The following is a 25,535-nucleotide window of genomic DNA, read 5'->3' as shown; positions in this document are numbered from 1 at the left end:
GTGCCGCCATCAGACCCGGCCCGGCGAAGTTGCGTCAATGGTGTTGTCGTAAGCCGCCCCACCGCCGCCCCCACCACCGCCCGCGCGCCCCGGAAGCCCCCCGAGGCCCGCTCAGCGCGCCGCCAGCCGCGCCCCCACCGCGTCGAGGAGGAGTTCGAGCGCGAACGGGTGCCCGCTGTCCCGCATGTCCGCCGCGAGCAGCGGGAAGGTCGCCGCCACATGCGGATGGGTGTCCGCCGCGAGCCTGCCGTACGCCTCGTGCCACACCTGCTCGTCCGCCTCCCGGGCCGCCGTCGGCAGCGCCTGCGCCGCCGCGTCGAGTGCGGCGAAGGCCAGTGCCTGGTCCACGAAGGCGTGGTAGATCCGCACCGCCTCCGGGTCGGGGAACCCGGCGGTGCGCAGCACCCCGAGGATCGCCTCGACCGCCCTGGTCTCGTGCTCGCGCCCGGTGGTGCGGTGCGCGGCGAGCGCCGCGACCTGCGGGTGGGCGAGATAGGCGGCGTGGATCCGCAGCGCGATGTCCCGCAGATCGGCCCGCCAGTCGCCGGTGGCCCGCCAGTTCGCCTGGGCCAGGCCCACCATCTCGTCGGCGAGCGCGAGCAGCAGGTCGTCGGTGTTGCGGAAGTAGCGGTAGACCGCGCTGGGGTCCGCGCCGAGCGCGGCGCCGAGCCGCCGTACCGACAGCGCGTCCGCGCCGTGCTGGGACACCAGGCGCAGCGCGGTCTCGACGATCACCCGCTCGGAGAGCACGGTCCCGTGCTTGGTGGGGCGGCGGCGCTGCCGCCGGTCTTCCGGAACCACTCGTTCGGCCATGGCCGGACCCTATCGCCGCCGAGCTTATGACAACACCCTTGACGTTTATCGCCCGCCGCCGGTTCCATGACGCATCCCCTTCGCCGGCCCCGCGCCGGCCGCCCCGTACCGGGGCCCCTCACCCTCCAGGAGTACGCAGATGAGCACCGCCGACCTGGTCTTCACCGGAGGCCCCGTCTTCACCGGCGACCCGGCCCGCACCCGGGCCACCTCGCTCGCCGTCGTCGGCGAGCGGATCGTCGCCGTCGGCCACGACGAGGTGCGCGGGCTGATCGGACCCGGCACCGAAGTCGTCGACCTCGCGGGCAAGTTGCTGATCCCCGGCTTCCAGGACGCGCACATCCACGCGGTGTACGGCGGCGTCGAACTCGCCGAGTGCGACCTCAGCGGCACCACCGGCGTCGACGAATACCGCCGGATCATCGCCGAGTTCGCCGCCGCCCACCCCGGCCAGGAGTGGATCACCGGCGGCGGCTGGTCCATGGAGAGCTTCGAAGGCGGCCTGCCCACCCGGGAGTTCCTCGACGCGATCGTTCCGGACCGCCCGGTGCTCCTGGTCAACCGCGACCACCACGGCTCCTGGGCCAACTCCCGGGCCCTGGAACTCGCCGGGATCACCGCCGACACCCCCGACCCGGCCGACGGCCGGATCGAGCGCGCCGCCGACGGCACCCCCTCCGGCGTCCTCCAGGAAGGCGCCGCCAACCTGGTCAGCCGGATCGTCCCGCCGTGCAGCGCCGCCGACCGGATCGCCGGACTGCTGCGCGCCCAGCGGCTGCTCCACTCGTACGGCATCACCGGCTGGCAGGACGCGCTGCTCGGCGAGTTCGGCGGCAAGCCCGACCCCTCCGACGCCTATGTCGCCTGCGCCGAGGACGGCACCCTCACCGCCCGGGTCACCGGCGCCCTGTGGTGGGACCGCGAGCGCGGCGCCGAGCAGATCCCCGGCCTGGTCGCGCAGCGCGCCAAGCTGGACGTCGGCCGGTTCAGGGCAGGCTCGATCAAGATCATGCAGGACGGCATCGCGGAGAACTTCACCGCCGCCATGACCAGCCCCTACCTCGACGGCTGCGGCTGCGCCACCGGCAACACCGGACTCAGCTTCGTCGACCCCGAGGCGCTGCGCGGCCACGTCACCGCACTCGACGCGCTCGATTTCCAGGTGCACTTCCACGCGCTCGGCGACCGCGCCGTCCGTGAGGCCCTGGACGCCGTCGAGGCCGCCGTCGCCGCCAACGGCCGGCGCGGCAACCGGCACCACCTCGCGCACCTCCAGGTGGTCCACCCCGACGACATCGCCCGCTTCGCCCGGCTCGGCGCGCTCGCCAACATCCAGCCGCTGTGGGCCGCCCACGAGCCGCAGATGGACGAGCTGACCATCCCCTTCCTCGGCCCCGAACGTGCCGCCTGGCAGTACCCGTTCGGCGACCTGGTGCGCGCCGGGGCCACCCTGGTCGCGGGCAGCGACTGGCCGGTCAGCAGCCCCGACCCGCTCGCCGGGATCCACGTCGCCGTCAACCGGGCCGAGCCGGGCGCCACCGACGGCCGGGTCTTCCTGCCCGAGCAGCGGCTCGACCTGTCCACCGCGCTGGCCGCCTACACCGCGGGCTCCGCCCATGTGAACGGCCACGACGACGCGGGCAGCCTGCGCGCCGGACACCTCGCCGACCTGGTGGTCCTGGACCGGGACATCCTCACCGCCCCGGCCGCCGAGATCGCCGAGGCCCGGGTCGAGCAGACCTTCGTCGGCGGCGCCCGCGTGTACGCGGGCTGACCCACCAGCGCCGGGACGGACCAGGAGGGAGGGATCAGCGATGGGCGGACGAGGCCCGCACCTGGAGCAGGGCGGTGAGCAGCACCCCGGCGGACCCTTCGGCGTCACCCGCCAGGGCCGCCACCAGCTGCGCGACGCCCGCCTCGGCGACCTCCGCCGGGCGCAGGCTCACCGTGCTGACCGGCGGGTCCGCGTGGGCGGCCGAGTCGTCCTCGCTCACGCACACCACCCGCAGGTCGTCGGGGACGGCGCGGCCGAGCCGCCGGGCCGCGTCCATGACGAGCGGCGGGCTCGCCTCGGCGACCACGAACAGGGCGTCCGGCGGCGGATCGGCGGTCAGGGCCGTCTCCACCGCGCGCACCACCGGGCCGTTGCCCGGCGCGGGCACCGCGGTCACCCGCTCCTCGGCGCCGTGCTCCGCGCACCACGCGCCGTACGCGGCCCGCACCTGGCGGTGGAACCGGGTGGTGCTGTCCGGCACGACGAGCGCGGGCCGCCGCGCCCCGCCGTCCCACAGATGCCCGAGGGACTCCCGTACGGCCGCAGGCGCGTCCACGTCCACCCAGTGGGCACCGGGTCTGCCCGCCACCGAGGCGTCGCTGAACACCGGGATGCGGGCCGCCAGGAAGTCCTCGACCAGCGGATCGTCCGCCACCGGGTCGGCGACGATCACCGCGTCCAGCGGCAGCTCGGCCCACTCCCGGTGCAGCGTGCCCGCGGGCAGCATCACCAGGGCGTAGCCGTGCCGCAGCGCGGTGGCGGCGGTCGCCGCGGTGAGCCGGGCGAAGTACGCCGAGTCCAGATACGTCCAGGGCTCACCGGCGAACTCGCCGACCACGTAGCCGATCAGCCGGGCCCGCCCGGCCCGCAGGTGGCGCGCGGTGGGGTTCGGCCGGTAGCCCATCCGGCGGGCGGTCTCGACGGCCTTCGCCCGGACGGCGTCGGAGAGCCGCCCGGTGCCGTTCAGGGCCGCCGACACGCTCGTCTTCGACAGGCCCGCCTCCCGGGCCACGTCGACGAGCCGCACCCGGGGCGCCGGCCGGAACCCGGACCCGCGCGGCCCGGCTGACGGACCGCCCGGCTGCCCGGCCGACGGTCCGACGAGCGGCCCGGCGGGCGCGACGGCCGGTGGGACGGCCGCGGGACCGGTCGTCCCCGCGGCCCCGCCGGGCCGTTCCTCGCCATGCCCCGAAGCGTGCTCCTGTGCGGTCATCCGCCGATGGTGTCACCTTCGTGACCTGCGCGAAACCGTTCCCGCAATGTCTCCGAAACTCTTGTGCGGGAACGTTCCCGCATCAATACTCGCCACCAATCCCCCCAGCCCGAAACCCCCAAGCCCCCCGTCACTACACCCGTAAAGGGGTGGGTCTCCCTTGCGTACGCCCAGACCTCGCACGCCCCGGCTCTCCGCCGCCCTCGCCTGCGTCGCCGCCCTCGCCCTGACCGTCTCCGGCTGCTCCGGCGCCACCCAGCAGCCCGGCGCCGGACCCGGCGGCTACGCCGTCGCCCCGCTCACGCCCGCGGCGAAGGGCCCGCTGCCCTCGCTCACCTGGTCGCTGTACGCGGAGCCGTACACCCTCGACTACGCGCTCGCCTACGACTACCCGCCGAACACCGTCCTCGCGAACGTCTGCGAGCAGCTGCTGCGGGTCACCCCCGACCTGAAGATCGAGCCGGGCCTCGCGGTCAAGTGGGAGAACCCCGACCCGCTGGTCTGGGTCTACACCCTGCGCCCCGGCGTGACCTTCCACGACGGCACCGTGCTGACCGCCGACGACGTGGTCGCCTCCCTGAAGCGGCAGATGGACCCCGCCACCGGCTCCCCGTGGGGCTCCGCCTTCAAGAACGTCAAGGCCGTCGAGAAGACCGGGCCGCTCCAGGTCACCCTGCGCCTGTCCAAGCCGGACATCCTGCTCAACGAACTGATGGCGGCCTCGCCCGGCACCATCGAGAGCGCCGCCTTCCTCGCCAAGGCGGGCAAGGACTACGGAGTCCCCGGCGGCAAGGTCAACTGCACCGGCCCCTACGCCCTGGAGAAGTGGCAGCAGGGCGAGTCGATCACCCTGCGCAAGCACCCCGGCTACTGGGACAAGAAGCTCACCCCGAAGACCGACACCGTCCGCTTCACCTTCGTCGAGGACCCCGCCGCCCGCGCCAACACCTTCCTCTCCGGCACCGCCGACGGCGGCTACATGATCCCGCTGGCCGCGCTCGCCCAACTGCGCGCCTCCGCCAAGGGCAAGGTCTACTTCGGCCCCAACACCGCCACCGCCAACCTCGCCGTCCTCGACTTCAAGGGCACCCTCGGCGACCTCAAGGTCCGCCAGGCACTGCACCTCGCCCTCGACCGGACGAACATCATCAAGGCCGCCGCCGGCGGCATCGGCGTCCCCGCCAAGGCCCCCACCGCGCGCGGCGCCTGGGCCCTGCTGCCCGAGCGCACCGAGGGCTACTTCAAGGAGCTCCCCGAACCCCGCTACGACATCGCCAAGGCCAAGGCGCTCGTCACCGAGGCGGGCGCCAACGGCAAGAAGCTCACCCTGGTCACCAGCACCCTCTCGCCCGAGATCAGCGTCGTCGCCAACGCCGTGCAGGCCGCGGGCCGCCAGATCGGGCTCGACGTCCAGCTGAAGTCCGTCGCCCCCGACGCGTACAGCAGCATCTTCGTCGACCCGAACGCCCGCAAGGGACTCGACCTGGTCATCACCAGCGGCTACGACAACACCCCGGACCCGCTGGAGTTCTACCAGTACCTGCGCACCGGCGACTTCGGGAACTACGGCAACTGGTCCGACCCCGTCTACGACGCCGCCTTCGACCGCGCCAACGCCGCCGCCGACCCCGGCGCCCGCAGCGACCTCACCCAGGAACTCCAGAAGATCGCGATGCGCGAACTGCCCATCATCCCGGTCTACGAGGCCCCCTACTCGGTCTTCCTCGGCAACAAGGTCACCGGCGCCCCCGCGGGCATCGCCCAGCTCTACTACCCCTGGGCCGCGACGATCGGTGCCGCCTCCTGATGAACGGCAAGAACCGCACCCACGGCCTCCCGGGCCTGACCCGCTACCTGGCCGGACGGCTCGCCGGACTCCTCGGCGTCCTGCTCGTCACCTCCTTCCTCGTCTTCGCCAGCATCCACCTCGCCCCCGGCGACCCGGTCACCTTCCTGCTCCACGGCCGCCCCGCCACCCCCGAGACCGTCGCCGCCCTGCGCGCCGAGCACCACCTCGACGACCCGCTCGCCGCCCAGTACCTCAGCTGGCTCGGCGACGCCCTGCACGGCGACTTCGGCCGCTCCGCCCAGTACCACCAGCCCGTCGCCGAACTCCTCGGCTCCCGGCTCGGCGGCACCCTGCTGCTCGTCGGGTACGCGGCGCTGCTCGTCGCCCTGCTCGGCGTCACCGCCGGAGTGCTCGCCGCGCTGCGCCCCGGGCTCGTCGACCGTCTCGTCCTCATCGGCACCGGCATCGCCACCGCCACCCCGTCCTTCGTCAGCGCCATCGCCCTGGTGTCGCTGTTCTCGGTGCGGCTCGGCTGGTTCCCGGGACCCGGCGGCACCCCGGAAGGACTCGGCGACCGGCTCTACCACCTCACCCTGCCCGCCTTCGCGCTCGCCACCACCTTCGCCGGACTCCTGGCCCGGGTCACCCGGTCCGCGATGCTCGACGAACTCGGCCGCGAACACGTCGAGGTGGCCCGCGCCCGCGGCGTCGCGGGCCGGACCGTGGTCCGCCGCCACGTACTGCGCAACAGCCTCGGCCCGGTCGTCACCGTCGGCGGCACCATGCTGGCCGGACTCCTGGTCACCACCTCCATCGTCGAGACCGCCTTCGACGTGCCGGGACTCGGCTCGCTCCTGGTCCAGTCCGTCACCTCGCAGGACTTCGCCGTCGTCCAGGCCGTCACCCTGCTCAGCGTCGCCGCGTTCGTCCTCGCCAACCTGGCCGTCGACCTGCTCGCGCCGCTGATCGACCCCCGGCTCACCCTGCTCACCCACGGGGAAGGCACCTCATGACCCTCACCGCACACCCCGGTGCGGCCGAACCCGCGACGGCCCTGCGCCGCCGACCCGGCCTGCGCGGCCTGCGCGCCCTCGGCGCCCAGGGCCCGCTGTTCACCGCGGCCGTCCTGGTGCTCGCCGCGCTGGTCCTGGTCGCCGTGTTCGCGCCGCTGATCGCCCCGTACGACCCCGAGGGCATGGACCTGTCCGCCAGCCTGGTCGGCACCAGCGGCGACCACCTCCTCGGCACCGACCAGTCGGGCCGCGACGTCCTGTCCCGGCTGTTGCACGGCGCCCGCACCGGACTCCTCGGCCCGCTGCTCGTCGTCGCCGTCTCCACCGTGCTCGGCACCGCCCTCGGCGTCATCGCGGGCTGGCGCGGCGGCTGGGCCGACACCCTGCTCTCCCGCTCCATGGACCTGGTCTTCGCCATCCCCGGACTGCTCGTCGCGATCATGCTGGTCGCGGTCGTCGGCTCCGGCATGACCGGACCCGTCGTCGCCATGGCCGTCGCCTACACCCCGTACGTCGGCCGCCTCGTGCGCGGCATCGCCCGCCAGGAGAAGGCCCGCCCCTACCTGGAGGCGTACCGCGTCCAGGGCTGGTCCGGCTGGACCATCTGCGTACGCCATCTGCTGCCCAACATCGCGCCGACCGTGCTCGCCCAGTCCGCGATGAACTTCGGCTACGCCCTGATGGACCTGGCCGCCCTGTCCTTCCTCGGCTTCGGCGTCCAGCCGCCGACCGCCGACTGGGGCGCCATGATCAACGAGGGCCAGTCGGCGATCCAGCAGGGCGCGATGCTGCCCGCGCTCGCCCCGTCCTTCGCCATCGTCCTCGCCGTCGTGGCGTTCGGCATCGTCGGCGAGGGCATCGCCGACCGGATCGCGAAGCGGGAGCGCTGAACCAGCCATGACCACCCACCCCCAGACGATCCCGTCCGGCGCGGCCCCCGCCGCCGCCCCGGTCCTCCAGATCGACCGGCTCACCCTCCGGCTGCCCGCCGGCCGGGCCGCCCGCCCGCTCCTCGACGGCGTCTCGCTGACCGTCGCCCCCGGCGAGACCGTCGGCCTGGTCGGCGAGTCCGGCTCCGGCAAGTCCGTCGCCTGCCGCACCGTGCTCGGCCTGCTGCCGCGCGGCGCCACCACCGAGGGCCAGGTCAGGGTCGGCGGCCAGGACGTCCTCGGCATGGACCGCAACACCCTCGCGGACCTGCGCGCCCGCCGGGCCGCCATGGTCTTCCAGGACCCGCGCGCCTCCGTCAACCCGCTGCGCCGCATCGGCGACTTCGTCACCGAGGGCCTGCGCGCCGCCGGCACCCCGGCCGCCAAGGCCACCGAACGCGCCGCCGAACTCCTCGCCGCCGTCGGCATCCGCGACCCGCGCGGCGCGCTCCGCCGCCGCCCGCACGAGTTCTCCGGCGGCATGCTCCAGCGCGTCGTGATCGCCGCCGCGCTCGCCGCCGACCCGGCGCTCCTCGTCGCCGACGAACCCACCACCGCGCTCGACGTCACCACCCAGGCCGAGATCATCGCGATCCTCACCCGGCTCCAGGCCGAACGCGGCACCGGACTCCTCTTCGTCACCCACGACCTCGAACTCGCCGCCGCCATCTGCGACCGGGTGTACGTGATGTACGCCGGGCGGATCGTCGAGACGGGCTCCACCCACGCCCTCTTCGACCGGCCCCGCCACCCCTACACCGCGGGACTGCTCTCCTGCACCCCGCGCCTCGACCCCGGCGCCCCGCCGCCCCGCCCGATCCCCGGCCGCCCGGTCTCGGTCGCCGAGGCCCCGCCCGGCTGCGCCTTCGCCGCCCGCTGCGCCCACGCCCTGCCGCGCTGCACGGCCGAGGCCCCGGCGCTGCTGCCCTACGGCGAAGGGCACGCCGCCTGCCACCGCGCCGACGAAGGGATCCTGCTGTGACGAGAGAGCCGACCGAGCCGACCGGACCGATCCCGTGGACCGGGCCGACCCCTGACGATGCCCCCGCCACGGCCGGGTCCGGCCTGGTGGTGCGCGGGCTCCGCAAGACGTACGGGGACCATGTCGCCGTCGACGACGTGTCGTTCCGCCTCGCCCCCGGCTCCTCCCTCGGCATCGTGGGGGAGTCGGGCAGCGGCAAGACCACCACCGTGCGGATGCTGGTCGGCCTGGAACGGGCCGAGGCGGGCACCGTCACCCTGGACGGCCGGGACCGCTCCGCCCGCCCGCGCGGCCGGGCCGAGCGGCTGGCCAGGGCGCGCGAGATCCAGATGGTGTTCCAGGACCCGTACCTCTCCCTCGACCCGCGGATCACCGTCGGCGGCTGCGTCGACGAGGTGCTGCGGCTGCACTCCCCGCTCGGCCCGGCGGCCCGCGCCGCCCGGGTCACCGAACTCCTCGACCAGGTCGGCCTCGGACCGCGCGAGGCCGCCGCACTGCCCCGGGCGCTGTCCGGCGGCCAGCGCCAGCGCGTCGCCATCGCCCGGGCGCTCGCCGCCGAACCCCGGGTGCTCGTGCTCGACGAGGCGGTCGCCGCGCTCGACGTCTCCATCCAGGCGCAGATCCTCGAACTCCTCGCCACCATCCGGCGGGAGGCGGGCGTCGGCTATCTCTTCGTCACCCACGACCTGGGGGTCGTGCGGCACGTGACCGAGGAGGTCGTGGTGCTGCGGCACGGCCGGATCGTCGAGGCCGGGCCGACCGGCCAGGTCCTCGACGCGCCCCGGCACCCGTACACCCGGCTGCTGCTCGACTCGGTGCCGCGCCGGGGCTGGGACCCGGCGCGGATCGCCGAGGCCAGGTCGGCGGTCGGCTGACGGACCCGGCGGCGGGACCGGTACCGGCGCGGGGGCCGGTACCGTGCCCGTCCTCACCGTGCGGCGGTCGCCGACACCGCACGCCCCGCCCGGAGTTCGAGCCGGTCGCCGCCGAACGCCGCCTGGAACGACGGGTCGTGCGAGACCGCGACCACCGCGCCGGGGAACCCGGCGAGCGCCGCCTCCAGTTCCTCGACGAGCGCCAGGGCCAGATGGTTGGTCGGCTCGTCCAGGACCAGCAGATCCACCGGCCGGGTCACGAGCCGGGCCAGTTCGAGCCGCCGCCGCTGCCCCACCGAGAGCGACCGCACCGGGACGTGCAGGTCCTCCGCGCGGAACAGACCGAGGCCGAGCAGCTCCGCCCGGTGCTCCTCGGGCAGCCCCGGCCTGCCCTGCGCGTAGGCGGTGAGCAGCGGTGCGGCGGGCGCGGTCGCGGGCAGCTCCTGGGCGAGGTGCCCGATCCGCTCCGGCAGCCTCACCTCGCCGCCGTCCGGGGCGAGTTCACCCGCGAGCACCTTCAACAGGGTGCTCTTCCCGGCCCCGTTGGGCCCGGAGACCAGCAACCGGTCGCCGGGCCCGAGGTCGAGCGTGTCGAGCGCGAGCCGGTCGCCGACCGTCACCCCGGACAGCGTGACCCGGGGGCCGTGCCCGGCCCCGGTGGCGGAATCGCTCCCGTCCGGGCCGTCGAAGGGGCCGTCGAACCGGGCCAGGAACCGCAGCGGCTCGGGCGGCGCGGCCACCGGCCGCTCCCGCAGCTCCGTCAGCCGCACCCGGGCCGCCCGCACCTGCCCGGACAGTTTGTTCTCGCTGGACCTGCGGTGCTTGCCGAAACCCTGCCGGGGGTCGCGCCCGGTGGCGGCGAGCCGCTGCCCGGCCGCGGCCACCAGATCCTCGGTGCGGGCCACCTCGTCGCACCACTCCTGGTGCTCCTGCGCCTGCCTGCGCCGGGCCGCCGCCCTGGCCGTACGGTATCCGGCCCAGCCGTCGCCGTAGCGGGTGACGGTACGGGTGTCCCGGTCGACCTCCAGGATCACGGTGGCCGTCGCCTCCAGGAAGGCCCGGTCGTGGGTGACCACGACGACCGTCCCGCGATGGGCGCGCAGCCGCTCCTGGAGCCAGCGCACGGCGGCCCGGTCGAGATGGTTGGTCGGCTCGTCGAGCAGCAGCAGTTCGGCGCCCGAGGCGAGCACACAGGCGAGCGCCAGCCGGGACTGCTCCCCGCCGGACAGCGTGCCGACCCGCCGCTCGGGCCCGATGTGCCCGAGCCCGAGCCCGTGCAGCGCGGCGGCGACCCCGGCGTCCGCCTCGTAACCGCCGCGTTCCTGGAAGCGGTCGAGCAACTCCCCGTACGCGGCGAGCTGTTCGTCGGTGGCCTCGCCGAGGCCGCGTTCGGCCTCCCGCAACCGGGCTTCGAGGGTGCGGAGTCCGGCGAGCGCGGCGTCGACGGTGTCCTGGACGGTGTGCCCGGGGCCGACGTCGTACGTCTCGCCGAGGGTCTGGGCGAGCCGGGCGACGGAGCCGGGGAACCGCACGGTGACCTCCCCGGCGTCGGGCGCCTCGGTCCCGGCGATCAGCCGGAGCAGGGTGGACTTGCCGGAGCCGTTCTCGCCGACGACGGCGGCCCGCTCGCCGGGCCGGACGGAGAAGGAGACGTCGTCGAGGACCCGGCGGGTGCCGTAGGTCCGGGAGACATGGTGAAGGGTGAGCTGGGCGCGGTCGCGCATGGGGGAGTCCCTGAAGGTGGGTTCGACTGTCTGATCTGCCGGGCGGGCACGGACACGGGCGGCCCGCCGCGGGACGCGTCACAGGCGTCGGCGGCTCGGGCCGGGTCCGGGGGCCGGGATCAGAGGAAGTAGTAGTGCGAACTCACGCTTCGACGGTAACAAACCGGGCGCGGGCACCGCGCGCGATTATTCGCGCGCGGCCGTCACCGGCGCAGGCTCCGGGCGCTTCGCCGTGCGGCCGTCGCCCGAGGAGCGGCCGCGCAGACGGCGGCCGATCCAGGGGCCGAGGAAACCGGCGACCCAGGCGGCCTCGGCGGTCAGGGCGCGGACGCCGGAGGGCGGCCGGACGGCGGCCGGCGGCAGCGGGCGGGTCCAGGAGTCGTCGGCGCCCGGCAGGGCCAGGGCCTCGGCGAAGGCGGCGGCGATCAGGGTGTGGCCGAGCGAGGAGGCGTGCAGCCGGTCGGTGCTCCACAGCCGGGGGTCGGTGGACGCCGGGTGCCGGTCGATCTCGACGACGGTGACGCCGTGCGGGCGGGCGGCCTCCCGTACGGCCGCGTTCAGGGCGGTGATCCGGGGCGCCAGCGGCCGGGCGGCCGGGATCAGCCGGGTGAGGTCGGGGGCGGCGACGGTGACCACCCGGGTGCCCGTCGCGGTGAGCGCGGCGAACATCGCCGCCAGGTGGCCGCCCACCTCGTCCGCGTCGAAGCGGGGCCGCAGCAGGTCGTTCACCCCGGCGACGACGGTCGCCAGGTCGGGCGCCAGGGCGAGCGCGGGCCCGAGCTGCTCGGCCCGTACCTGCCCGGCGAGCCGTCCCCGTACCGCCAGATTCGCGTACCGCAGCTCCGGGCTCGACCGCGCCACCGTCTCGGCGAGCCGGTCGGCCCAGCCGCGCAGCCCCGTGGTGTCGTCGCCGTCGCCGACACCCTCCGTCTGACTGTCGCCCAGGGCGACGTACCGCAGGAACACCGGCCCGCCTCGCTCACGCTGATCCCAGCACCGCACCTATTAACTTTGTTGAGTATAGGGGGGTGGGTCGCGGCCGTACGGCTCAGCCCACGTGCACCCGCGGCCGCCGCTCCCGGTCCGGCTCGGCCTCGCGCAGCACCTCACGCGTCACCGGCGCCACCTCGCCCTGCCCGAACAGGAAGAACCGCAGGAAGTTGGTGAACGGATTGCCCTCCGTCCACTCGAAGTAGATGTGCGGCCGCGCCCCCGTGGTGTCCCGCACGTGCAGCAGCAGCGCCGCCAGCGCGTTCGGGATCGACGAGCTCTCCACCGTGAGCACCCGGTAGCGGTCGTGCAGCACCTCGCCCCGGACCACCAGACCCGCCTCGAACTCCGACGGGTCGGTGACCGTCACCTCCACGAAGACGAAGTCCTCCTGCGGCGACAGGTCGTTGTCGTTGCGGATCTGCTCGATCTTCTCGCGGTACTCGGTGGCGTCCCGCTGGTCCGGCTCGTTGGCGATCAGCCGCGGCGTACGGCGGGCGATGTCCTGGACGAAGCGCTGGGCCAGCTCGTCGAGCTCGACATGGGTGACCCGCAGTTCGAAGGCGCGGCCGAGCCGGGAGAGCAGCGACACCAGGATGATCCCGGCGATGAAACAGGCACCGATCTTCACGCCGTCCGGACGCTCGATCACGTTCACGACGGTGGTGTAGAGGAACACCACCGAGATCACGCCGAAGCCGATCGTCCAGCCGCGCTGCCCCGCCTTGTGCGCCGCGATGGTCACCGCGATCGCCGCCGAGCAGATGAGCACCAGGACACCGGTGGCGTACGCGCCGCCCTGGGCGTCGACATCGGCGTCGAAGATCCACGTCACCAGGAACGCGACCAGGATGAAGACGATGACCATCGGCCGCACCGCGCGGGCCCAGTGCGGCGCCATGCCGTACTTCGGCAGATAGCGCGGCATCAGGTTCAGCAGACCCGCGAGCGCCGACGCCCCCGCGAACCACAGGATCGCGATCGTGGCGACGTCGTAGACCGTGCCGAAGGTGTTGCCCAGGTACTCGTGCGCGAGATACGCCAGCGCGCGGCCGTTCGCCTTGCCGCCCGACTCGAACTCCTCGTGCGGGATCAGCACCGTCGTCATGAAGCTGGTGGTGATCAGGAAGACGCTCATGATCAGCGCCGCCGTGGTCAGCAGCTTCTTGGTGCCCCGGATCCGGCCCGCCGGGCGCTCCTCGGTGTCGTCCGGGTCGCCCTTCACATGCGGCATCACCGCGACCCCGGTCTCGAAGCCGGACAGTCCGAGCGCCAGCTTCGGGAACACGAGCAGCGCCACCCCGACCATCGCGAACACGTTCCCGTGCTCCTGGGTCAGCGCGCTCGACCAGTCGGTGACCACATGGCCCTCGGTCGCCACGTGCCACAGGCCGGTGACCACCACCACCGCGTTCAGCAGCAGATAGACGCCGACCAGCGCGACCGCGACCCCGATGGCCTCCAGGAAGCCCTTGAGGAACACCGCCCCGAGCAGCGCGATCAGGATCAGGGTGATCACCAGCTGCTTGTCGTGCAGCGCGTTCTCCAGATGCGGGTTCTCCACCAGGTGGGTGGAGGCGTCCGCCGCCGACAGCGTGATGGTGATGAGGAAGTCGGTCGCCGCGAAGCCCAGCAGGGTCAGGACGAACAGCTTGCCCTTCCACTTCGAGAGCAGCCGCGACAGCATCGCGATCGAGCCCTCGCCGTGCGGACTCTCCTCCGCCACCCGCCGGTACACCGGCAGCGCGCCCGCCAGGGTCACGACCACCAGGACGACCGTCGCGACCGGCGAAAGGAGCCCGGCGGCCAGGGCCGCGATGCCCGGCTGGTAGCCGAGTGTCGAGAAGTAGTCCACACCGGTCAGACACATGACCCGCCACCACGGCTGGCCCTTGTGCTCCGGCTGCCCCTGAGGCTGCCCAGCGGCCTCCGGCGGCGCGGCACCCGGCCGCCCCTTGCCCATGTCGGACAGGCCCTCCAGCATCCATGCCCGAAGGCGGCTGGTGGGGGCGGGCGGTGGCGTGGCCATCGAGGGGCTCCTGCTGTCCGGTACGGCGCGGGGTCGGGTTTCGGCCATCGAACGGACGGCGGCCGAGTCAGCGTACGCACGCCGTACGTACGGAACGGCCGCCCGCGCGTATGGAAACCGTCAAGATCCCCCCGGCGGCCGTTACCCACGTCACCCGCCGGGCCCGCCTCCTGCCGCCCCGGACCTCTTCCCGCCCCGGACCTCCCGTGGCCCCCCGCCCGGTCAGCCGGCGGCGGGCGCGCCCGCCAGCGCGGTGTAGCCGTGCTCGTGCAGCCGGGCCGCCGAGACCGGCACGTACGCCGGGTCCGCGACGATGCCGAGGCCCTCCACCATCCGGTTCATGAAGTTGAACAGGGCCCCGACCAGGACCGCGTCGTACAGCGCCCGGTCGTCCCAGCCCGCCGCGCGGACCGCCTCGGCGTCCCGCTCGGTGAGCCGGTCCGGGGTGCGGGTGAGCACGGCGAGGTAGCGGAGCACCGGCTTGAGCCGCTCCTCCACCGGGGCGGAGTCCAGGTCCGCGAGCGCCGCGGCGAGCAGCCCCTCGGGGACCCCGAACGCCTCGGCGGTGGCGGTGTGGATGCCGTGGCAGTAGCCGCACGCGTTCAGTCCGGACACATAGGCGGCCATCAGCTCGCGCTCGGCGACGGTGAACGGGGAGGGCCCGCGCAGCAGCCGCTCGTGCAGCACGAGCAGCGGCTCCGAGGTCTCCGGGTGGCTCTGGAACACCTGCAGGAGCATGGCGTCGGCGGGCAGCGAGGTCAGATAGGACATGGCGGCATCAGTTCTCTGTGGTGAGGGGGCGCTCTGTGGTGAAGGGGCGCCGGTCGGCGTCGAACCGGTCGATGTCGTCCCGGCGCAGCCGGCAGGCGGTCAGATGGGCCAGGGTGGCGGGACCGACGTCCCCGAGGTCGCAGTGGCTGAGCAGCCGCACGGTCTGCTCCCAGGCCCGGCGCAGCGACACGGGCGTCGCCGCGGCCGGCCCCATGGCGTCGATCGCGGTGCGGGCCGAGCGCCAGCGGCGGACGCCGGTCTCGACCAGCACGTCGTAGTCGAGGGTGGCCGTGACCCCGTGCCGCAGCCGGTCCACGGCCAGCATCACCTGGGCCGGATCGTCCGCGAGCACCGCCATGCCGAGACCGGCGAGCAGCCGGTCCGTGTCGAGACCCATCAGCATCACGCCGGTCTCGGTGAACGCGGGCTCGTCGACCGGTGTGAGGGCGAACCGGGGGTCGTAGTCGTCGGGCGCGGGGACGGTCGCGGTCGCGCCCGAGATCCCGGCCGAGGTTCCGGCGAACGGGTCAGGCATGCGCGAACTCCCTTTCCGGTACGTCCCGCACGTCGTGCCCGTCGTGCCCGTCCGGTCCTTCGGGTCCGTCCAGGGCCGCCCGGGCGGCGGGTACGAGCGCCGCGCCCGTGCCGGCCGGCACGCACGCCGGGTCCTGCGCGCGGGGGAGCAGTCCGGCCTCGGCCAGCCGGGCGGCGATGGCGCCGGCCACTCGCGCGGTGGCGACCCGGTGGCCGTCGATGTTGCGCGCGGCGGGGCCCAGCACCATGCAGGCCGCCGCGCCGACGGCGGACACCTGGGGCGCGGCCCGGTAGGCGAGGGTCCGCTCGTCGAGGTCGGGCCAGCCGTCCCGGGCGCCCACGAGCTCCTCGGGCAGCACCTGCGCGCCGTTCGAGACGACCGTGCCGAGCGCCAGGACCACATGGTCGCCGACGACCCGCTCGCCGTCCGCGAGGACGACCGCCCGTCCGCCCGACGGCTCCGGGGCGACCGCGGTGACGGCCCGGCCCCGGTGCACGGTGAGCCGTCCCTCCGCCTCCGCCCGCTCCATCAGCGGGCGGAACTCGAACATGACGGACGCCCGCCGGTGACCGCCCATCAGGGCCAGCCGGTCCTCCCAGCTCGTCCCGTCGAAGCGAGCCCGGCCTTCGGCGCGGAAGAAGGACGCGTTCACGTCGGCGCACTGGTAGCGCTCCTCGGTGGCGCGCAGCACCCAGTCCACCCGCACGCCCGCGTTCAGCGCGTTCGCGATCAGATGGGCCGCGCTCAGCCCGGCGCCGACGACCACCAGACGGCGGACGTCCGCCGGGACGGGCTGGTCCCAGTAGGTCACCCCGGCGGGCGTGGCCTCGCCCTCCCACCAGTCGGCCGGCGCCTCGCGGCGCTCCTCGCCGAGGCACAGCACGACGTGCCGGGCGCGCAGCGCGAAGCCCTCCCCGCCCACGGTGACCCGGTCGGCGGCGGGGCGGACCTCACGCACGTCCGCCCGCCAGGTCCGCTCGTCCACGTGATGAAGCGTGGCGATGTGCCGGCAGTACGCCTCGAAGACGTCGACGGGCACGACGGAGCGGTGCCCGGACTGCGCCATCCGGATCTCGCGGCGCTCGTCGGGCGTCAGCGACGACCAGTGCAGCCGGGCGAAGTCGAGGAGTTCGCAGTCGCGGTAGCCCTCGACCCCCGGGTGGTGCTCGTACGGGGAACGCAGCACCCGCTGGCCGAGGGTGTCGATCCGGTCGAGGAACCGGCCGCAGGGCCGCCCGTCGCGGTCGAGGAGGGCCACGTCGCGCACCCCGAGGTGCCACAGGGCGGACGCCACCGCGAGCCCGGCGGGCCCGGCGCCGACCACGGCCACGTCGGCGGTGGCGGGCGGCGGGGTGAGCGGCGCGTGGCCCGCGGGCATCGGCGGCCAGTCACGGCCGCGCGGCGACTCGAGCAGCCGCGGCGGGGGGACGAAGGTGATCACCCGACGACCGTCACCGGGACGATGACCTCGACGACCGGGCGCTGCGGCATGCCCTCGGCCACCAGCCGCTCGACGGTCCGCGCGGTGATCTCGGGGGTGTCGGTGACGAGCGGGCTGAACCGGGAGTACGCGTAGGTGGGCGTCCGCCCGGTGGTCTCCAGGGAGTACATCTTCACCACGGACTCACCGGGACGGACCTCGCCGCCGAAGAACGTCAGACGGCGCTGGTCGGGGGTGAGGAACGACTTGGAGAACTGCCGTGACATCACGAGCGCCTCGGAGCCGTCGACGAACACGGAGTCCTCGTCGGTGGCGGCCTGCATGGCCACCCAGGTGCGGTCCGTCAGGTTGGTCTCGGCCTTGATGATCTGCCAGCGGCCGGGCTCGGGGAGGTTGACGCTGACGGAGACGTCGTGGTCGACGGTGTCGATGGCGCCCGAGATCATCAGGACCCGGCGGCGGAGGTCGGCCACGCCCGCCATCTGAATGTCGCGGGCCCGGACCCGCGAGGACACGTCTATGCCGGAAACATCCAAAGGCGCCATCGAAATCCCCAGAGTTCATGAAAAGCGGCGGTGAATCGTTGATCGCGGCCGACGTTTTCACGGGCCCCGGACTTGGTCAAGGAGTTCACGACGACTCAGGCAGGTCGGGGGCAGGTCGAGGGCAGGTCAGAGGCAGGTCAAGGGCATGTCGGGGGCACGTCGGTACGCGGGCGGACCGTCCCCCGGCCCGCCCGCGTACCCGTGTTCAGAGCGGCCTGCCGGCCGCCGCGTCCACCCCCGGGGCCTCGCCGATCGTGATCAGATCGACGATGTCGAAGGTGTCGAGGTCGTGCGCCCGGACCTTGAGGACGAGGCGTTCCCGGACCCGCACGCACAGCGCGAGCGGTTCGGCCGGGTCCTCGACGGTCTCGTACGCCCGGAAGGCCGAGCGGTCGGCGATGGCGAACAGGGCCTTGTGCACGGCGTTCCGGTCGATCTGCCCGGCCCCGTCGGACCACTTCTCCAGCCGCTCCCAGCCCGCCCGCAGCCGCATCGGGCCACGGACCCGGCCCTCGCCCCCGGCCGGTTCCCGCGCGTCGGGTGCCGCGCCGCCGTCGGCTGCCTGGCCGCCGGGCGACGGCGGCGCGCCGGGTGCCCGAAGTCCGCCGGGGAGCCGTACGAGAAGTTCGCGGGCGGACCGCAGAGCCCGTTGGACCGCCGGGACCGGACGCCGGGTCAGGACCGCGTCCAGCAGCCGGTGGGCCGTCCAGGCGTCCCCGTCGCGCAGGTGCGCGAGGGCCTGCCGGTACAGGAAGTCGACCTCCTCGCCGTCCGCCAGGTCCGGCGCCGCCACCAGGTCCTCGATCCGCCGCTCCCGGGCGCTGGCCACCGACGGCAGTGGCGCCGGGCCGGCGACGGACGGTTCCCGGGGCCGGACCACGACGGTGACCCGGCCCTCCGAGACCTCGGCGAGGGCCGCGAAGAACAACCGGCTGGCGTCGTCGAGCCGTTCCGCGTCGATCACCTCGACCCGGCAGGGACCCACCTGGTCGAACCACGCGCGCGCCACCGCGCCGAGCGTGCGGGCCACCCAGACGGTGTGCGGCGACCCGTCGGGCCCGGCGCGGCTCTCCTCCGCCCCCTCGTTCACCGCGCACGCGGGATCGTCGGGCGCCACCAACCGCAGCGCGCCCCGGGCGGGCGGCGGCCACGCCTCGGTGACACCGGCGCGCAACAGGGCGCGCACCGGCGAGAAGGAGACCGCTCCGTCCTGTGCCCGCACAGCGAATGTACGCATTCCTACCCCGGATTCCATCGGCGGGACCGTGCCTCTGCACGGTCCGGGACTTAGGAAAGTAGTGACGACCCCGGTACGCGACATCTTCGAAAGTGCTCTCGTACCAGCACCGCCGGAAAGCCTCCCGCCGACCTCGCCAAGTCCGCTGTCGACGGAACCCCGGATGAGGTAGGCGTGGGTACGGCCCCGCCGGGGCACGGCCCGCCCGGCGCGGCCAACCGGCCACCGGCCCCCGTGTTCAGCTGCGCGCGGAGATGTTCAAGCGACGACCGTCAGCCGCTCCGGGCCGTGGAACACCCAGTCCGGGGCGTACCGCACCTCGACCGCCGGGCGGGCGCCGGGCGCGAGCGCGGGCAGCCCGTCCAGGAGCGCCGCCAGACCGGCCTCCGCCTCCGCCCGGGCCAGACCCGCGCCCGCGCAGTAGTGGACACCGAGGCCGAACGCGCAGTGCCGGACGTGCTCCCGGCGCACATCGAGCCGGTCCGGGTCCGGGAAGCGCTCCGGGTCCCGGTTGGCCGCGCCCAGGACGAGCACCAGCCGGTCGCCCCGGCGCACCGGATGCCCCGCCAGCAGGGTGTCGCGGTGCGCCCAGCGGGTGATCATCTGGACCGGCGGGTCGCGCCGCAGGAACTCGTCGACGGCGCCCGGCAGCAGCGCCGGGTCCGCCCGCAGCACGGCCCGCAGCTCCGGCCGGTGCAGCAGGGCGAGCGCCGCCTTGCCGAGCAGCCCGGTGGTGGTCTCATGTCCCGCCGTCAGCAGAGGGACGCAGGTCGCCGACTGCTCCTCGGGGGTGAGCGAGGTCCGCTCGTCGGCCGCCCGCACCAGCGCCGACAACAGGTCGCCGCGGTCCCGGCCCGCGCCGCGCCGGGCAGCCAGCTCCCGCCGGAAGAACACGGTGAGTTCGTCCGCCGCCCGCTCCGCCGCCCGCTCCACCGCCGTCGTCCCGGCCGCGTCCCGGTCGCCCCGGGTGCTGCCCGCCCGTTGCAGTACCAGCGCCCGGTCCCGGAACCAGCCGTGCAGCTCCTCCGGGATCCCGAGCACCCCCGCGATCACCAGGAGCGGCAGCGGGGCCGCGAACTCGGCCACCAGATCGACCGGTTCGCCCGGCGGCCTGTCGGCGAGCGGCGCCACGAGCTGCCGCGCGATCCGCTGGATGCGCGGGCCGAGCGCGGCGACCGGGCCCGCCCCGAGCGCCGGGGAGACCAGCGTCCGCAGCCGGGTGTGCCGGGGCGGATCGAGGAACACCAGCCAGTTCTCCACCACTTGACGCAGCACCGGGTACCCGGGCGGCGGCGCCGCCGCCCGGCCGGTCGCCGGGTTCGCCCGGCCGAACTCCCGGCGGGCCAGCGTCCTGGCCACCTCCGCGTACCCGAAGACGTACCAGCTCGTCGGGCCCGCGCCAGGACCCGGGTGCCGGACCGGGTGCACCGGGCCCGCCGCCCGGTAACGGTGGTAGACCGGGTAGGGATCGGCGAGGTCGAGCCCGGCGGGGTCGAACTCGGGCAGCGGGCGGCGCGGCGGAAGATACCTGGACCCCACGCTCATGCGCCCACCCCGGGGCCGCCGTGGCCGGTCCCGCCCGCCCTGCCCGCCCCGCGCACCAGGTCCACCAGCAGATCGGGACACCGGGGCGGTGCCGCGCCGCGCCAGGCCACATGGCCGTCCGGCCGGACGAGCACATACGGCCGCTCGTAGCGCGCCGCGACCTCCGGGTCGGCGCACCGCACCACCCGCAGCGGCACCCGCCGCTCGGCGAACGCCCGTACCGTACCGTCCGGTTCGACCCCCACCCCGGTCCCACCGTTCCCACCGGTCCCGCCGGTCCCACAGCTCCCGCCCGGCTGGTCCGCGCCGCCGAGGCAGAGCAGCACGAACCCGCCCCCGTACAGATCGAGCGTCGAACGCCCCGGCGCCAGCCACGCGTGCGGCGCGCGGGCGCCCGGCAGCGTCGACCGGTTGAGGACGGGACCGCCCGGCCCCACGTCGCCCGCCCCGCTTGGCTGGACGTCGTCGGGCTCCGCGGCGATCACCGCGGAGCCGTACCGGTACGTGAGATGCAGCTCGGGCCGGTCGAACTCGCGCCGCGCGTCGGAGTCCGCCAGCTCCCGCCCGAGCACCGCCCTGGCCCGCGCGCCCGCCGGGTCGTCGTCGAGCAGCGCGAGCGGGATCTTCCGCTGCTGGGTACGGCGCAGATCGCGGTGGGCCTCCGCCACCCCCGCCAGGGCCACCGGACGGCGCTCCGCCTGGTACGAGTCGAGCAGCGCGGGCCCGGCCCAGCCCGCCAGGGCCGCCGCCAGCTTCCAGCCGAGGTCGGCCGCGTCGCACACGCCCGTGCTCATCCCGAGACCGTCGGACGGCGACAGCGTGTGCGCCGCGTCCCCGGCCAGGAACACCCGGCCGCGCCGGTAGTGCTCGGCGACCCGGTGGGCCAGCTGCCACACCGCGTCCGACACCAGCTCGAACGGTGTGTCGAGCGGCACCGCGCGCCGCACCACCTCCAGCGGCGCGGCCGTGCCGACCGGCGCCGTCAGCCGGTACAGGCCGCGCCCGTCGACCGCCCGCAGCGGATAGCGCAGCCCGCTCGGCGACACCAGACAGTGGATCAGCGGGGCGCGCGGCCCGAGGAGCTTCGGCAGCTCCGGCGCCCGGAACGCGATGGTGCGCAGCGTCCGCCCCTCGTGCAGCTCGGGCGCCGCGATCCCGGCCGCCTTCCGCACCGGCGAACCGGCCCCGTCGCACCCCACCAGATAGCGCGCCCGCACCAGGAACCGCGCCCCGTCGCCGGTCGCCACCGTGGCCGTCACCCCGTCGCGCCCGGTGGTGTAGCCGAGCAGCCGGCAGCGCAGCCGTACCGGACCGTCCGGATGCCGGCCGAGCCGGTCGACGAGCAGCGGTGTCATCCAGTGCTGCGGGCAGACCGCCGCCGGCTCCGGGGTGTGCTCGGGCAGCGGCCGGGTGGCGGCCGTGCCGAAGTCCAGCCGGTGCAGCTCGTGCCCGCCGACCGCCGTCACCCAGGCGACGTCCAGCGAGTGGTCGCCCGGCCAGCCCGCGCCGCGCAGCGCGTCCGCCACCCCCCAGCGCCGGAACAGCTCCATGGCGCGCGGCCCCGCCGTGGTCACCCGCGGGTCGGCACTGGTCCCGTCGCCCGCCTCCACCAGGGTGAAGTCCACCCCGCGCCGGGTCAGATCCAGCCCGAGCGCCAGTCCGACCGGACCGCCGCCCACCACCAGGACGTCCGTCTCCCAGGTCCCCGGCGTCGACCGGGGTTTCTCGTACCTGCTCATGGCTGGGCGTCCTCCCTCGGCACGGAACTCCTCGGCGTGGCACGTCATCGACTCCGGGACCCGGTCCGGCACGCCGGGACGCTCCCGGGCCGTCCGGGCCGGATGCGCGAAACGCATCGTGAAGCCCCGGCCCCCACCCGCAGCCGTGCTCCGCACCCGCAGCCGTGTTCCGCACCCGCGCCCCGGAACCAGCGGCTCCGGACTGTTCCTCAGAGTGCGCGCCGATGATCACTCCTCGCCAGGGCGTACGGACCGGCGCAAGGGGCATTCGACCTGCCGATATGACTCCCTGTGCATCACATCGTCGGTTTGAGTGACGACCGGCTCAAAAGTGACGCTCGCGGGGTGGCCGGAGACGGAGTCCGGGCCTCCGGACGCCTTGGAGATCATTTGGTACGGCGGGCCTTGTGACCGTCACGGGCGCGGCCCTACGGTGCCCCTGCCGTCGTACCGGCGTCACCGCGCACCTCGCGCGAGTCAACCGCGCACACCGCGCGATCCAGGGGGAAAACATGTCAGCAGCCTCGGCCCCACCGGCCCCGCAGGAACCGCCCAGCCCGTCGGGTGCCGTCATCGCCATCGGCTGGGTGCTCACCATCGGCCTCAACGTGGTCGCGCCGATCCTCACCTACAACGCGCTCGAGGACCGTGGCTGGAGCGAGTTCGCCGCGCTGCTCGTGAGCGGTGTGTGGCCGGTTGTCGACACCGTGGTCCACCTGGCCTGGCACCGCAAGATGGACGAGTTCGCGATCATCACCCTCTTCCTGCTCGCGGTGACCGCCGTCGTCTCGCTGATCGGCACCCACTCCACCCGGGCCCTGCTGGTCAAGGACTCGGCCGTGACCGGCCTCTTCGGTGTCATCTGCCTGGCCACCCTGCTCGCCCCGAGGCCGCTGATGTACTACTTCGGGCGCCGCTTCTCCACCGACGGCACCCCGGAGAGCCACGCCTGGTGGAACGGGCTCTGGCAGTTCGAGGGCTTCCGCTCGGTGATGCGCCTGATGACGATCGTCTGGGGCACCGCCTACCTGGCCGAGGCGATCGTCCGGGTCGTCCTGTCGTACACCCTCTCCGTCGACGCCATGGTCGTGGTCAACCCCTTCCTCATCTACGGCACCCTCGGCCTGCTCGTGCTGTGGACCATCCGCACCTCCAAGCGCTCCCGTGCCGAGGGTGACGCCCGTCAGGCCGCCCTGGACGCGGCGGCGGCCGAGGCGGCGGCCGAGGCGGCGGCCCGCCCCCAGTCGGAGCCGAACGTCTGACGGTGGTGCCGAACGTCTGACCGACCCGCCCGGACCTGCGGAAGCGCTCGCCCTTTATGTCTCATATAGGGTGATTCGATAGGAATCCGGGAACTTCCCGGGGTGCCCGCCGAAGCGGTCGGCGGACGACGTCAGCGGGCCGGGAGACCCAGGAGACCCAGGAGATCCAGAAGATCCGGCAATACCGGCAATACCGGCAGTCCCATCAATCCAGACAGGAATCGCGGATGCGCCCCTCGGGGCCCGGCCGATGCGTAGGTCGATGCGTTGGACACTGATCAGTCGCCGAGCAGGGTCCCGCAGCCGCCCCTGGCGGCCGTCGGGTACGCGGGCGTGCTCAACGACCTGCTGCCCATCGCGCTGTGGCGCGAGGACGCCGGCGGCCGGATCGTCGAATGGTCGCTGGCCGCCCAGGACCTCCTCGGGTACCGCCCCGAGGACGTCATCGGGCGGCTGGCCACCCCGCTGTTCGTCCCGGACGGCAACCGCGAGCTCGCCGACCGGCTGACCCGCCAGGTCCAGGCCGGGGAGACCGTCGTCGGCACCCTGCCGGTCCGCCACCGGGACGGACACTCGCTCGCCATGGAGATGTGGATCGTGCCGGCCGCCGACCCCGAGGGACGGCCCGGCGCGATGCTCATCGCCTTCGAGACCTCCCAGGTGCTGCGGATGCGCGACTCCCTCGCCGCCCTGGAGTCCCTCTTCACCCAGTCGCCCATCGGCCTCGCCACCCTCGGCCCCGACCTCCGCTTCGTCCGCGTCAACGACGCCCTCGCCCGGATGAACGGCGTCCCGCCCGCCGACCACCTCGGCCGCCGCCTCACCGAGGTCGTCCCCGGCGTCAACGCCGGCGCCCTCGAAGCCCTGATGCGCCGGGTCCTCGACACCGGCACCGCCGTCGTCGACGCCCGCCGGGTCGGCCGCACCCCCGCCGACCCCGGCCGCGACCACATCTGGTCCAACTCCTACGCGCCGCTCCTCGACCACGGCGGCCGCCCGCTCGGCGTCATCGCCTCCCTCATCGACATCACCGACAGCCAGCAGGCCCACATCGAGGTCGAACGCGCCCGCCACCGCTTCGCGCTGCTCGCCGAGGCCGGCGCCCGCATCGGCACCACCCTCGACCTCGCCCAGACCGCCGAGGAGGTCGTCGCCTTCCTCGTCCCCCAGCTGGCCGACTCCGCCGACGTCCACCTCCTCGAAGCCGTCCTCGACCCCGACGAGAGCTCCGCCGCCCACCGCGGCGTGCTCCGCCGCCTCGCCGCGCGCTTCCCCGACCCCAGCGCCCCCACCGCGCTGCTCGCCCCGGGACAGACCTTCCAGATCCCGCTCGACTCCGCCTACGAACAGGTCATCACCGACGCCCGGGCCATGGACCTCGGCATCCCCGACATCCCCCAGCTCCTGCGCGACCCCCGCCTCGAAGCGCTGCGCCGCTACTTCGCCGCCCGGATCGGCTCCGCCCGGCTGATCCCGCTGGTCGCCCGCGGCAAGGTGCTCGGCAGCGTCTCCGTCACCCGGCTGCGCAGCCGGGAACCCTTCGACGACGAGGACCGGATCCTGATGGACGAGGTGGTCGCCCGTGCCGCCACCAACATCGACAACGCCCGGCTCTACACCACCCAGCGGCATGCCGCCCTCACCCTCCAGCGCAGCCTCACCAACAACGCGCTCCCCGAGGTCGCGGGCATGGAACTCACCGGCCGCTACCTCCCGGCCAGCGACCACGACGTCGGCGGCGACTGGTTCGACGTGGTCGAGCTGCCCGGCGGCCGCACCGGCCTGGTGATCGGCGACGTCATGGGCCACGGCGTGCACGCCGCCGCCGTGATGGGCCAGCTCCGCACCGCCGTCCGCACCCTCGCCCGGCACGACGTGCCCCCGGTGCCGATGCTGCGCTCCCTCGACACCGTCGTCGCCGACCTCGGCGAGGACGAGATGGCCACCTGCGTGTACGCGGTGCACGACCCGGCCACCGGGGTCTGGACGATCGCCCGCGCCGGGCACCCGCCGCCCGCCGTGGTCACCCCCGACGGCACCGTCACCTTCCTCGACGGGCCGCCCGGCACCCCGCTGGGCACCGGCGGCCACGAGTTCGGCACCGAGGAGATCGCGCTGCCCGACGGCGGACTGCTCGTGCTCTACACCGACGGCCTCATCGAGGCCCGCGACCGCGACCTCGACCAGGGCATGGCCCGGGTCGGCCGCGCCCTGCGGGACATGAGCCGCCCGCTCGACGAACTGTGCGACGAGCTCCTGGCGGGCCTCCCGGAAGGCCCGGCCCAGGACGACATCGCGATGCTCCTCGCCCGTACGAAACAGACGTGAG

20 protein-coding genes are annotated in these 25,535 nt (G+C 74.4%); 8 read left to right on the top strand and 12 right to left on the bottom strand.

The genetic code is table 11. The annotated features are described in order from the left end of the window. Nucleotides 1–111: 111 nt before the first annotated feature. Nucleotides 112–813 carry a TetR/AcrR family transcriptional regulator gene (locus tag ACIPXM_RS28385; protein WP_401661046.1) on the bottom strand — a complete coding sequence of 234 codons (702 nt, stop codon included), beginning with the start codon at nt 811–813 and terminating at the stop codon, nt 112–114. A gap of 139 nt (nt 814–952) precedes the next feature. Between ACIPXM_RS28385 and ACIPXM_RS28380 the strand changes: the two genes are divergently transcribed. Continuing rightward, complete coding sequence (locus ACIPXM_RS28380; RefSeq protein ID WP_401661044.1) at nt 953–2,587, top strand: amidohydrolase; 1,635 nt, start codon at nt 953–955, stop codon at nt 2,585–2,587. Nucleotides 2,588–2,621: 34 nt separating this feature from the next. Here ACIPXM_RS28380 and ACIPXM_RS28375 read toward each other — a convergent pair whose 3' ends face one another. Continuing rightward, nucleotides 2,622–3,800, bottom strand: coding sequence for a LacI family DNA-binding transcriptional regulator (locus ACIPXM_RS28375; RefSeq protein ID WP_401661042.1), 1,179 nt, complete (start codon nt 3,798–3,800; stop codon nt 2,622–2,624). Between the two features lie 160 nt (nt 3,801–3,960). Between ACIPXM_RS28375 and ACIPXM_RS28370 the strand changes: the two genes are divergently transcribed. From ACIPXM_RS28370 to ACIPXM_RS28350, 5 genes are read left to right on the top strand one after another with little or no spacing between them, the layout of a single operon-like run. Further along, the gene (locus tag ACIPXM_RS28370; protein ID WP_401661040.1) at nt 3,961–5,607 is read left to right on the top strand and encodes an ABC transporter substrate-binding protein; all 1,647 of its coding nucleotides are present in this window, start codon (nt 3,961–3,963) and stop codon (nt 5,605–5,607) included. Nucleotides 5,608–5,642: 35 nt separating this feature from the next. Continuing rightward, complete coding sequence (locus ACIPXM_RS28365; RefSeq protein ID WP_401661435.1) at nt 5,643–6,602, top strand: ABC transporter permease; 960 nt, start codon at nt 5,643–5,645, stop codon at nt 6,600–6,602. Continuing rightward, complete coding sequence (locus ACIPXM_RS28360) at nt 6,599–7,492, top strand: ABC transporter permease (protein WP_401661038.1); 894 nt, start codon at nt 6,599–6,601, stop codon at nt 7,490–7,492. The genes ACIPXM_RS28365 and ACIPXM_RS28360 overlap by 4 nt, the downstream gene beginning before the upstream one ends. 7 nt (nt 7,493–7,499) lie before the next feature. Beyond that, nucleotides 7,500–8,513: an ABC transporter ATP-binding protein gene (locus tag ACIPXM_RS28355; RefSeq protein WP_401661036.1), complete on the top strand. Its 1,014-nt coding sequence runs from the start codon at nt 7,500–7,502 to the stop codon at nt 8,511–8,513. Then, complete coding sequence (locus ACIPXM_RS28350) at nt 8,510–9,388, top strand: ABC transporter ATP-binding protein (RefSeq protein ID WP_401661033.1); 879 nt, start codon at nt 8,510–8,512, stop codon at nt 9,386–9,388. The genes ACIPXM_RS28355 and ACIPXM_RS28350 overlap by 4 nt, the downstream gene beginning before the upstream one ends. A gap of 53 nt (nt 9,389–9,441) precedes the next feature. On the opposite strand, the gene abc-f is transcribed toward ACIPXM_RS28350, so the two are convergent. The 10 genes from abc-f to ACIPXM_RS28300 all read right to left on the bottom strand — a co-directional run bounded on the left by abc-f (nt 9,442) and on the right by ACIPXM_RS28300 (nt 21,944). After that, entirely contained in the window at nt 9,442–11,112 is a 1,671-nt protein-coding gene (gene abc-f / locus ACIPXM_RS28345; RefSeq protein WP_401661031.1) for a ribosomal protection-like ABC-F family protein, read from the bottom strand. A 186-nt stretch (nt 11,113–11,298) separates the two neighbouring features. Further along, nucleotides 11,299–12,078: an SGNH/GDSL hydrolase family protein gene (locus tag ACIPXM_RS28340; RefSeq protein ID WP_401661029.1), complete on the bottom strand. Its 780-nt coding sequence runs from the start codon at nt 12,076–12,078 to the stop codon at nt 11,299–11,301. Nucleotides 12,079–12,160: 82 nt separating this feature from the next. After that, on the bottom strand, nt 12,161–14,131 hold the full coding sequence (locus ACIPXM_RS28335) for an amino acid transporter (protein WP_401661026.1): 1,971 nt from the start codon (nt 14,129–14,131) through the stop codon (nt 12,161–12,163). A 222-nt stretch (nt 14,132–14,353) separates the two neighbouring features. Continuing rightward, nucleotides 14,354–14,902, bottom strand: a complete 549-nt coding sequence (locus tag ACIPXM_RS28330) for a carboxymuconolactone decarboxylase family protein (RefSeq protein WP_401661024.1) — start codon at nt 14,900–14,902, stop codon at nt 14,354–14,356. Nucleotides 14,903–14,909: 7 nt separating this feature from the next. Continuing rightward, nucleotides 14,910–15,437: a DUF6187 family protein gene (locus ACIPXM_RS28325; RefSeq protein ID WP_401661021.1), complete on the bottom strand. Its 528-nt coding sequence runs from the start codon at nt 15,435–15,437 to the stop codon at nt 14,910–14,912. Then, entirely contained in the window at nt 15,430–16,878 is a 1,449-nt protein-coding gene (locus ACIPXM_RS28320) for an FAD/NAD(P)-binding protein (protein ID WP_401661018.1), read from the bottom strand. Before ACIPXM_RS28320 ends, ACIPXM_RS28325 begins: the two co-directional genes overlap by 8 nt. Continuing rightward, the gene (locus tag ACIPXM_RS28315; RefSeq protein ID WP_401661432.1) at nt 16,875–17,360 is read right to left on the bottom strand and encodes a DUF6423 family protein; all 486 of its coding nucleotides are present in this window, start codon (nt 17,358–17,360) and stop codon (nt 16,875–16,877) included. Before ACIPXM_RS28315 ends, ACIPXM_RS28320 begins: the two co-directional genes overlap by 4 nt. 268 nt (nt 17,361–17,628) lie before the next feature. Continuing rightward, entirely contained in the window at nt 17,629–18,660 is a 1,032-nt protein-coding gene (locus ACIPXM_RS28310; RefSeq protein WP_401661015.1) for a DUF6235 family protein, read from the bottom strand. Between the two features lie 258 nt (nt 18,661–18,918). After that, entirely contained in the window at nt 18,919–20,205 is a 1,287-nt protein-coding gene (locus ACIPXM_RS28305; RefSeq protein ID WP_401661012.1) for a cytochrome P450, read from the bottom strand. Then, nucleotides 20,202–21,944 (bottom strand): FAD-dependent monooxygenase, encoded by a 1,743-nt coding sequence (locus ACIPXM_RS28300; protein WP_401661010.1) that lies wholly within the window; start codon nt 21,942–21,944, stop codon nt 20,202–20,204. The genes ACIPXM_RS28305 and ACIPXM_RS28300 overlap by 4 nt, the downstream gene beginning before the upstream one ends. Before the next feature lie 512 nt (nt 21,945–22,456). On the opposite strand from ACIPXM_RS28300, the gene ACIPXM_RS28295 reads away from it, so the two are divergent. Next, on the top strand, nt 22,457–23,206 hold the full coding sequence (locus ACIPXM_RS28295; protein WP_401661007.1) for a VC0807 family protein: 750 nt from the start codon (nt 22,457–22,459) through the stop codon (nt 23,204–23,206). 267 nt (nt 23,207–23,473) lie between these two features. Continuing rightward, nucleotides 23,474–25,534 (top strand): SpoIIE family protein phosphatase, encoded by a 2,061-nt coding sequence (locus tag ACIPXM_RS28290; protein WP_401661004.1) that lies wholly within the window; start codon nt 23,474–23,476, stop codon nt 25,532–25,534. Nucleotide 25,535: the final 1 nt, after the last annotated feature.

The organism is Streptomyces sp. NPDC090025 (assembly GCF_044748125.1).
Classification (GTDB): domain Bacteria; phylum Actinomycetota; class Actinomycetes; order Streptomycetales; family Streptomycetaceae; genus Streptomyces.
The sequence above is the reverse complement of the archived record's forward strand: the minus strand, read 5'-3'. Positions and strand labels throughout refer to the sequence as shown.

Coding starts and splice junctions, on each gene's coding strand:
- ACIPXM_RS28330 (WP_401661024.1), bottom strand. CDS start 14,902: ATGTCCTATCTGACCTCGCTGCCCGCCGACGCCATGCTCCTGCAGGTG.
- ACIPXM_RS28380 (WP_401661044.1), top strand. CDS start 953: ATGAGCACCGCCGACCTGGTCTTCACCGGAGGCCCCGTCTTCACCGGC.
- ACIPXM_RS28295 (WP_401661007.1), top strand. CDS start 22,457: ATGTCAGCAGCCTCGGCCCCACCGGCCCCGCAGGAACCGCCCAGCCCG.
- ACIPXM_RS28375 (WP_401661042.1), bottom strand. CDS start 3,800: ATGACCGCACAGGAGCACGCTTCGGGGCATGGCGAGGAACGGCCCGGC.
- ACIPXM_RS28325 (WP_401661021.1), bottom strand. CDS start 15,437: ATGCCTGACCCGTTCGCCGGAACCTCGGCCGGGATCTCGGGCGCGACC.
- ACIPXM_RS28355 (WP_401661036.1), top strand. CDS start 7,500: ATGACCACCCACCCCCAGACGATCCCGTCCGGCGCGGCCCCCGCCGCC.
- ACIPXM_RS28310 (WP_401661015.1), bottom strand. CDS start 18,660: ATGCGTACATTCGCTGTGCGGGCACAGGACGGAGCGGTCTCCTTCTCG.
- ACIPXM_RS28315 (WP_401661432.1), bottom strand. CDS start 17,360: ATGGCGGGCGTGGCCGACCTCCGCCGCCGGGTCCTGATGATCTCGGGC.
- ACIPXM_RS28335 (WP_401661026.1), bottom strand. CDS start 14,131: ATGGCCACGCCACCGCCCGCCCCCACCAGCCGCCTTCGGGCATGGATG.
- ACIPXM_RS28300 (WP_401661010.1), bottom strand. CDS start 21,944: ATGAGCAGGTACGAGAAACCCCGGTCGACGCCGGGGACCTGGGAGACG.
- ACIPXM_RS28305 (WP_401661012.1), bottom strand. CDS start 20,205: ATGAGCGTGGGGTCCAGGTATCTTCCGCCGCGCCGCCCGCTGCCCGAG.
- ACIPXM_RS28360 (WP_401661038.1), top strand. CDS start 6,599: ATGACCCTCACCGCACACCCCGGTGCGGCCGAACCCGCGACGGCCCTG.
- ACIPXM_RS28385 (WP_401661046.1), bottom strand. CDS start 813: ATGGCCGAACGAGTGGTTCCGGAAGACCGGCGGCAGCGCCGCCGCCCC.
- abc-f (WP_401661031.1), bottom strand. CDS start 11,112: ATGCGCGACCGCGCCCAGCTCACCCTTCACCATGTCTCCCGGACCTAC.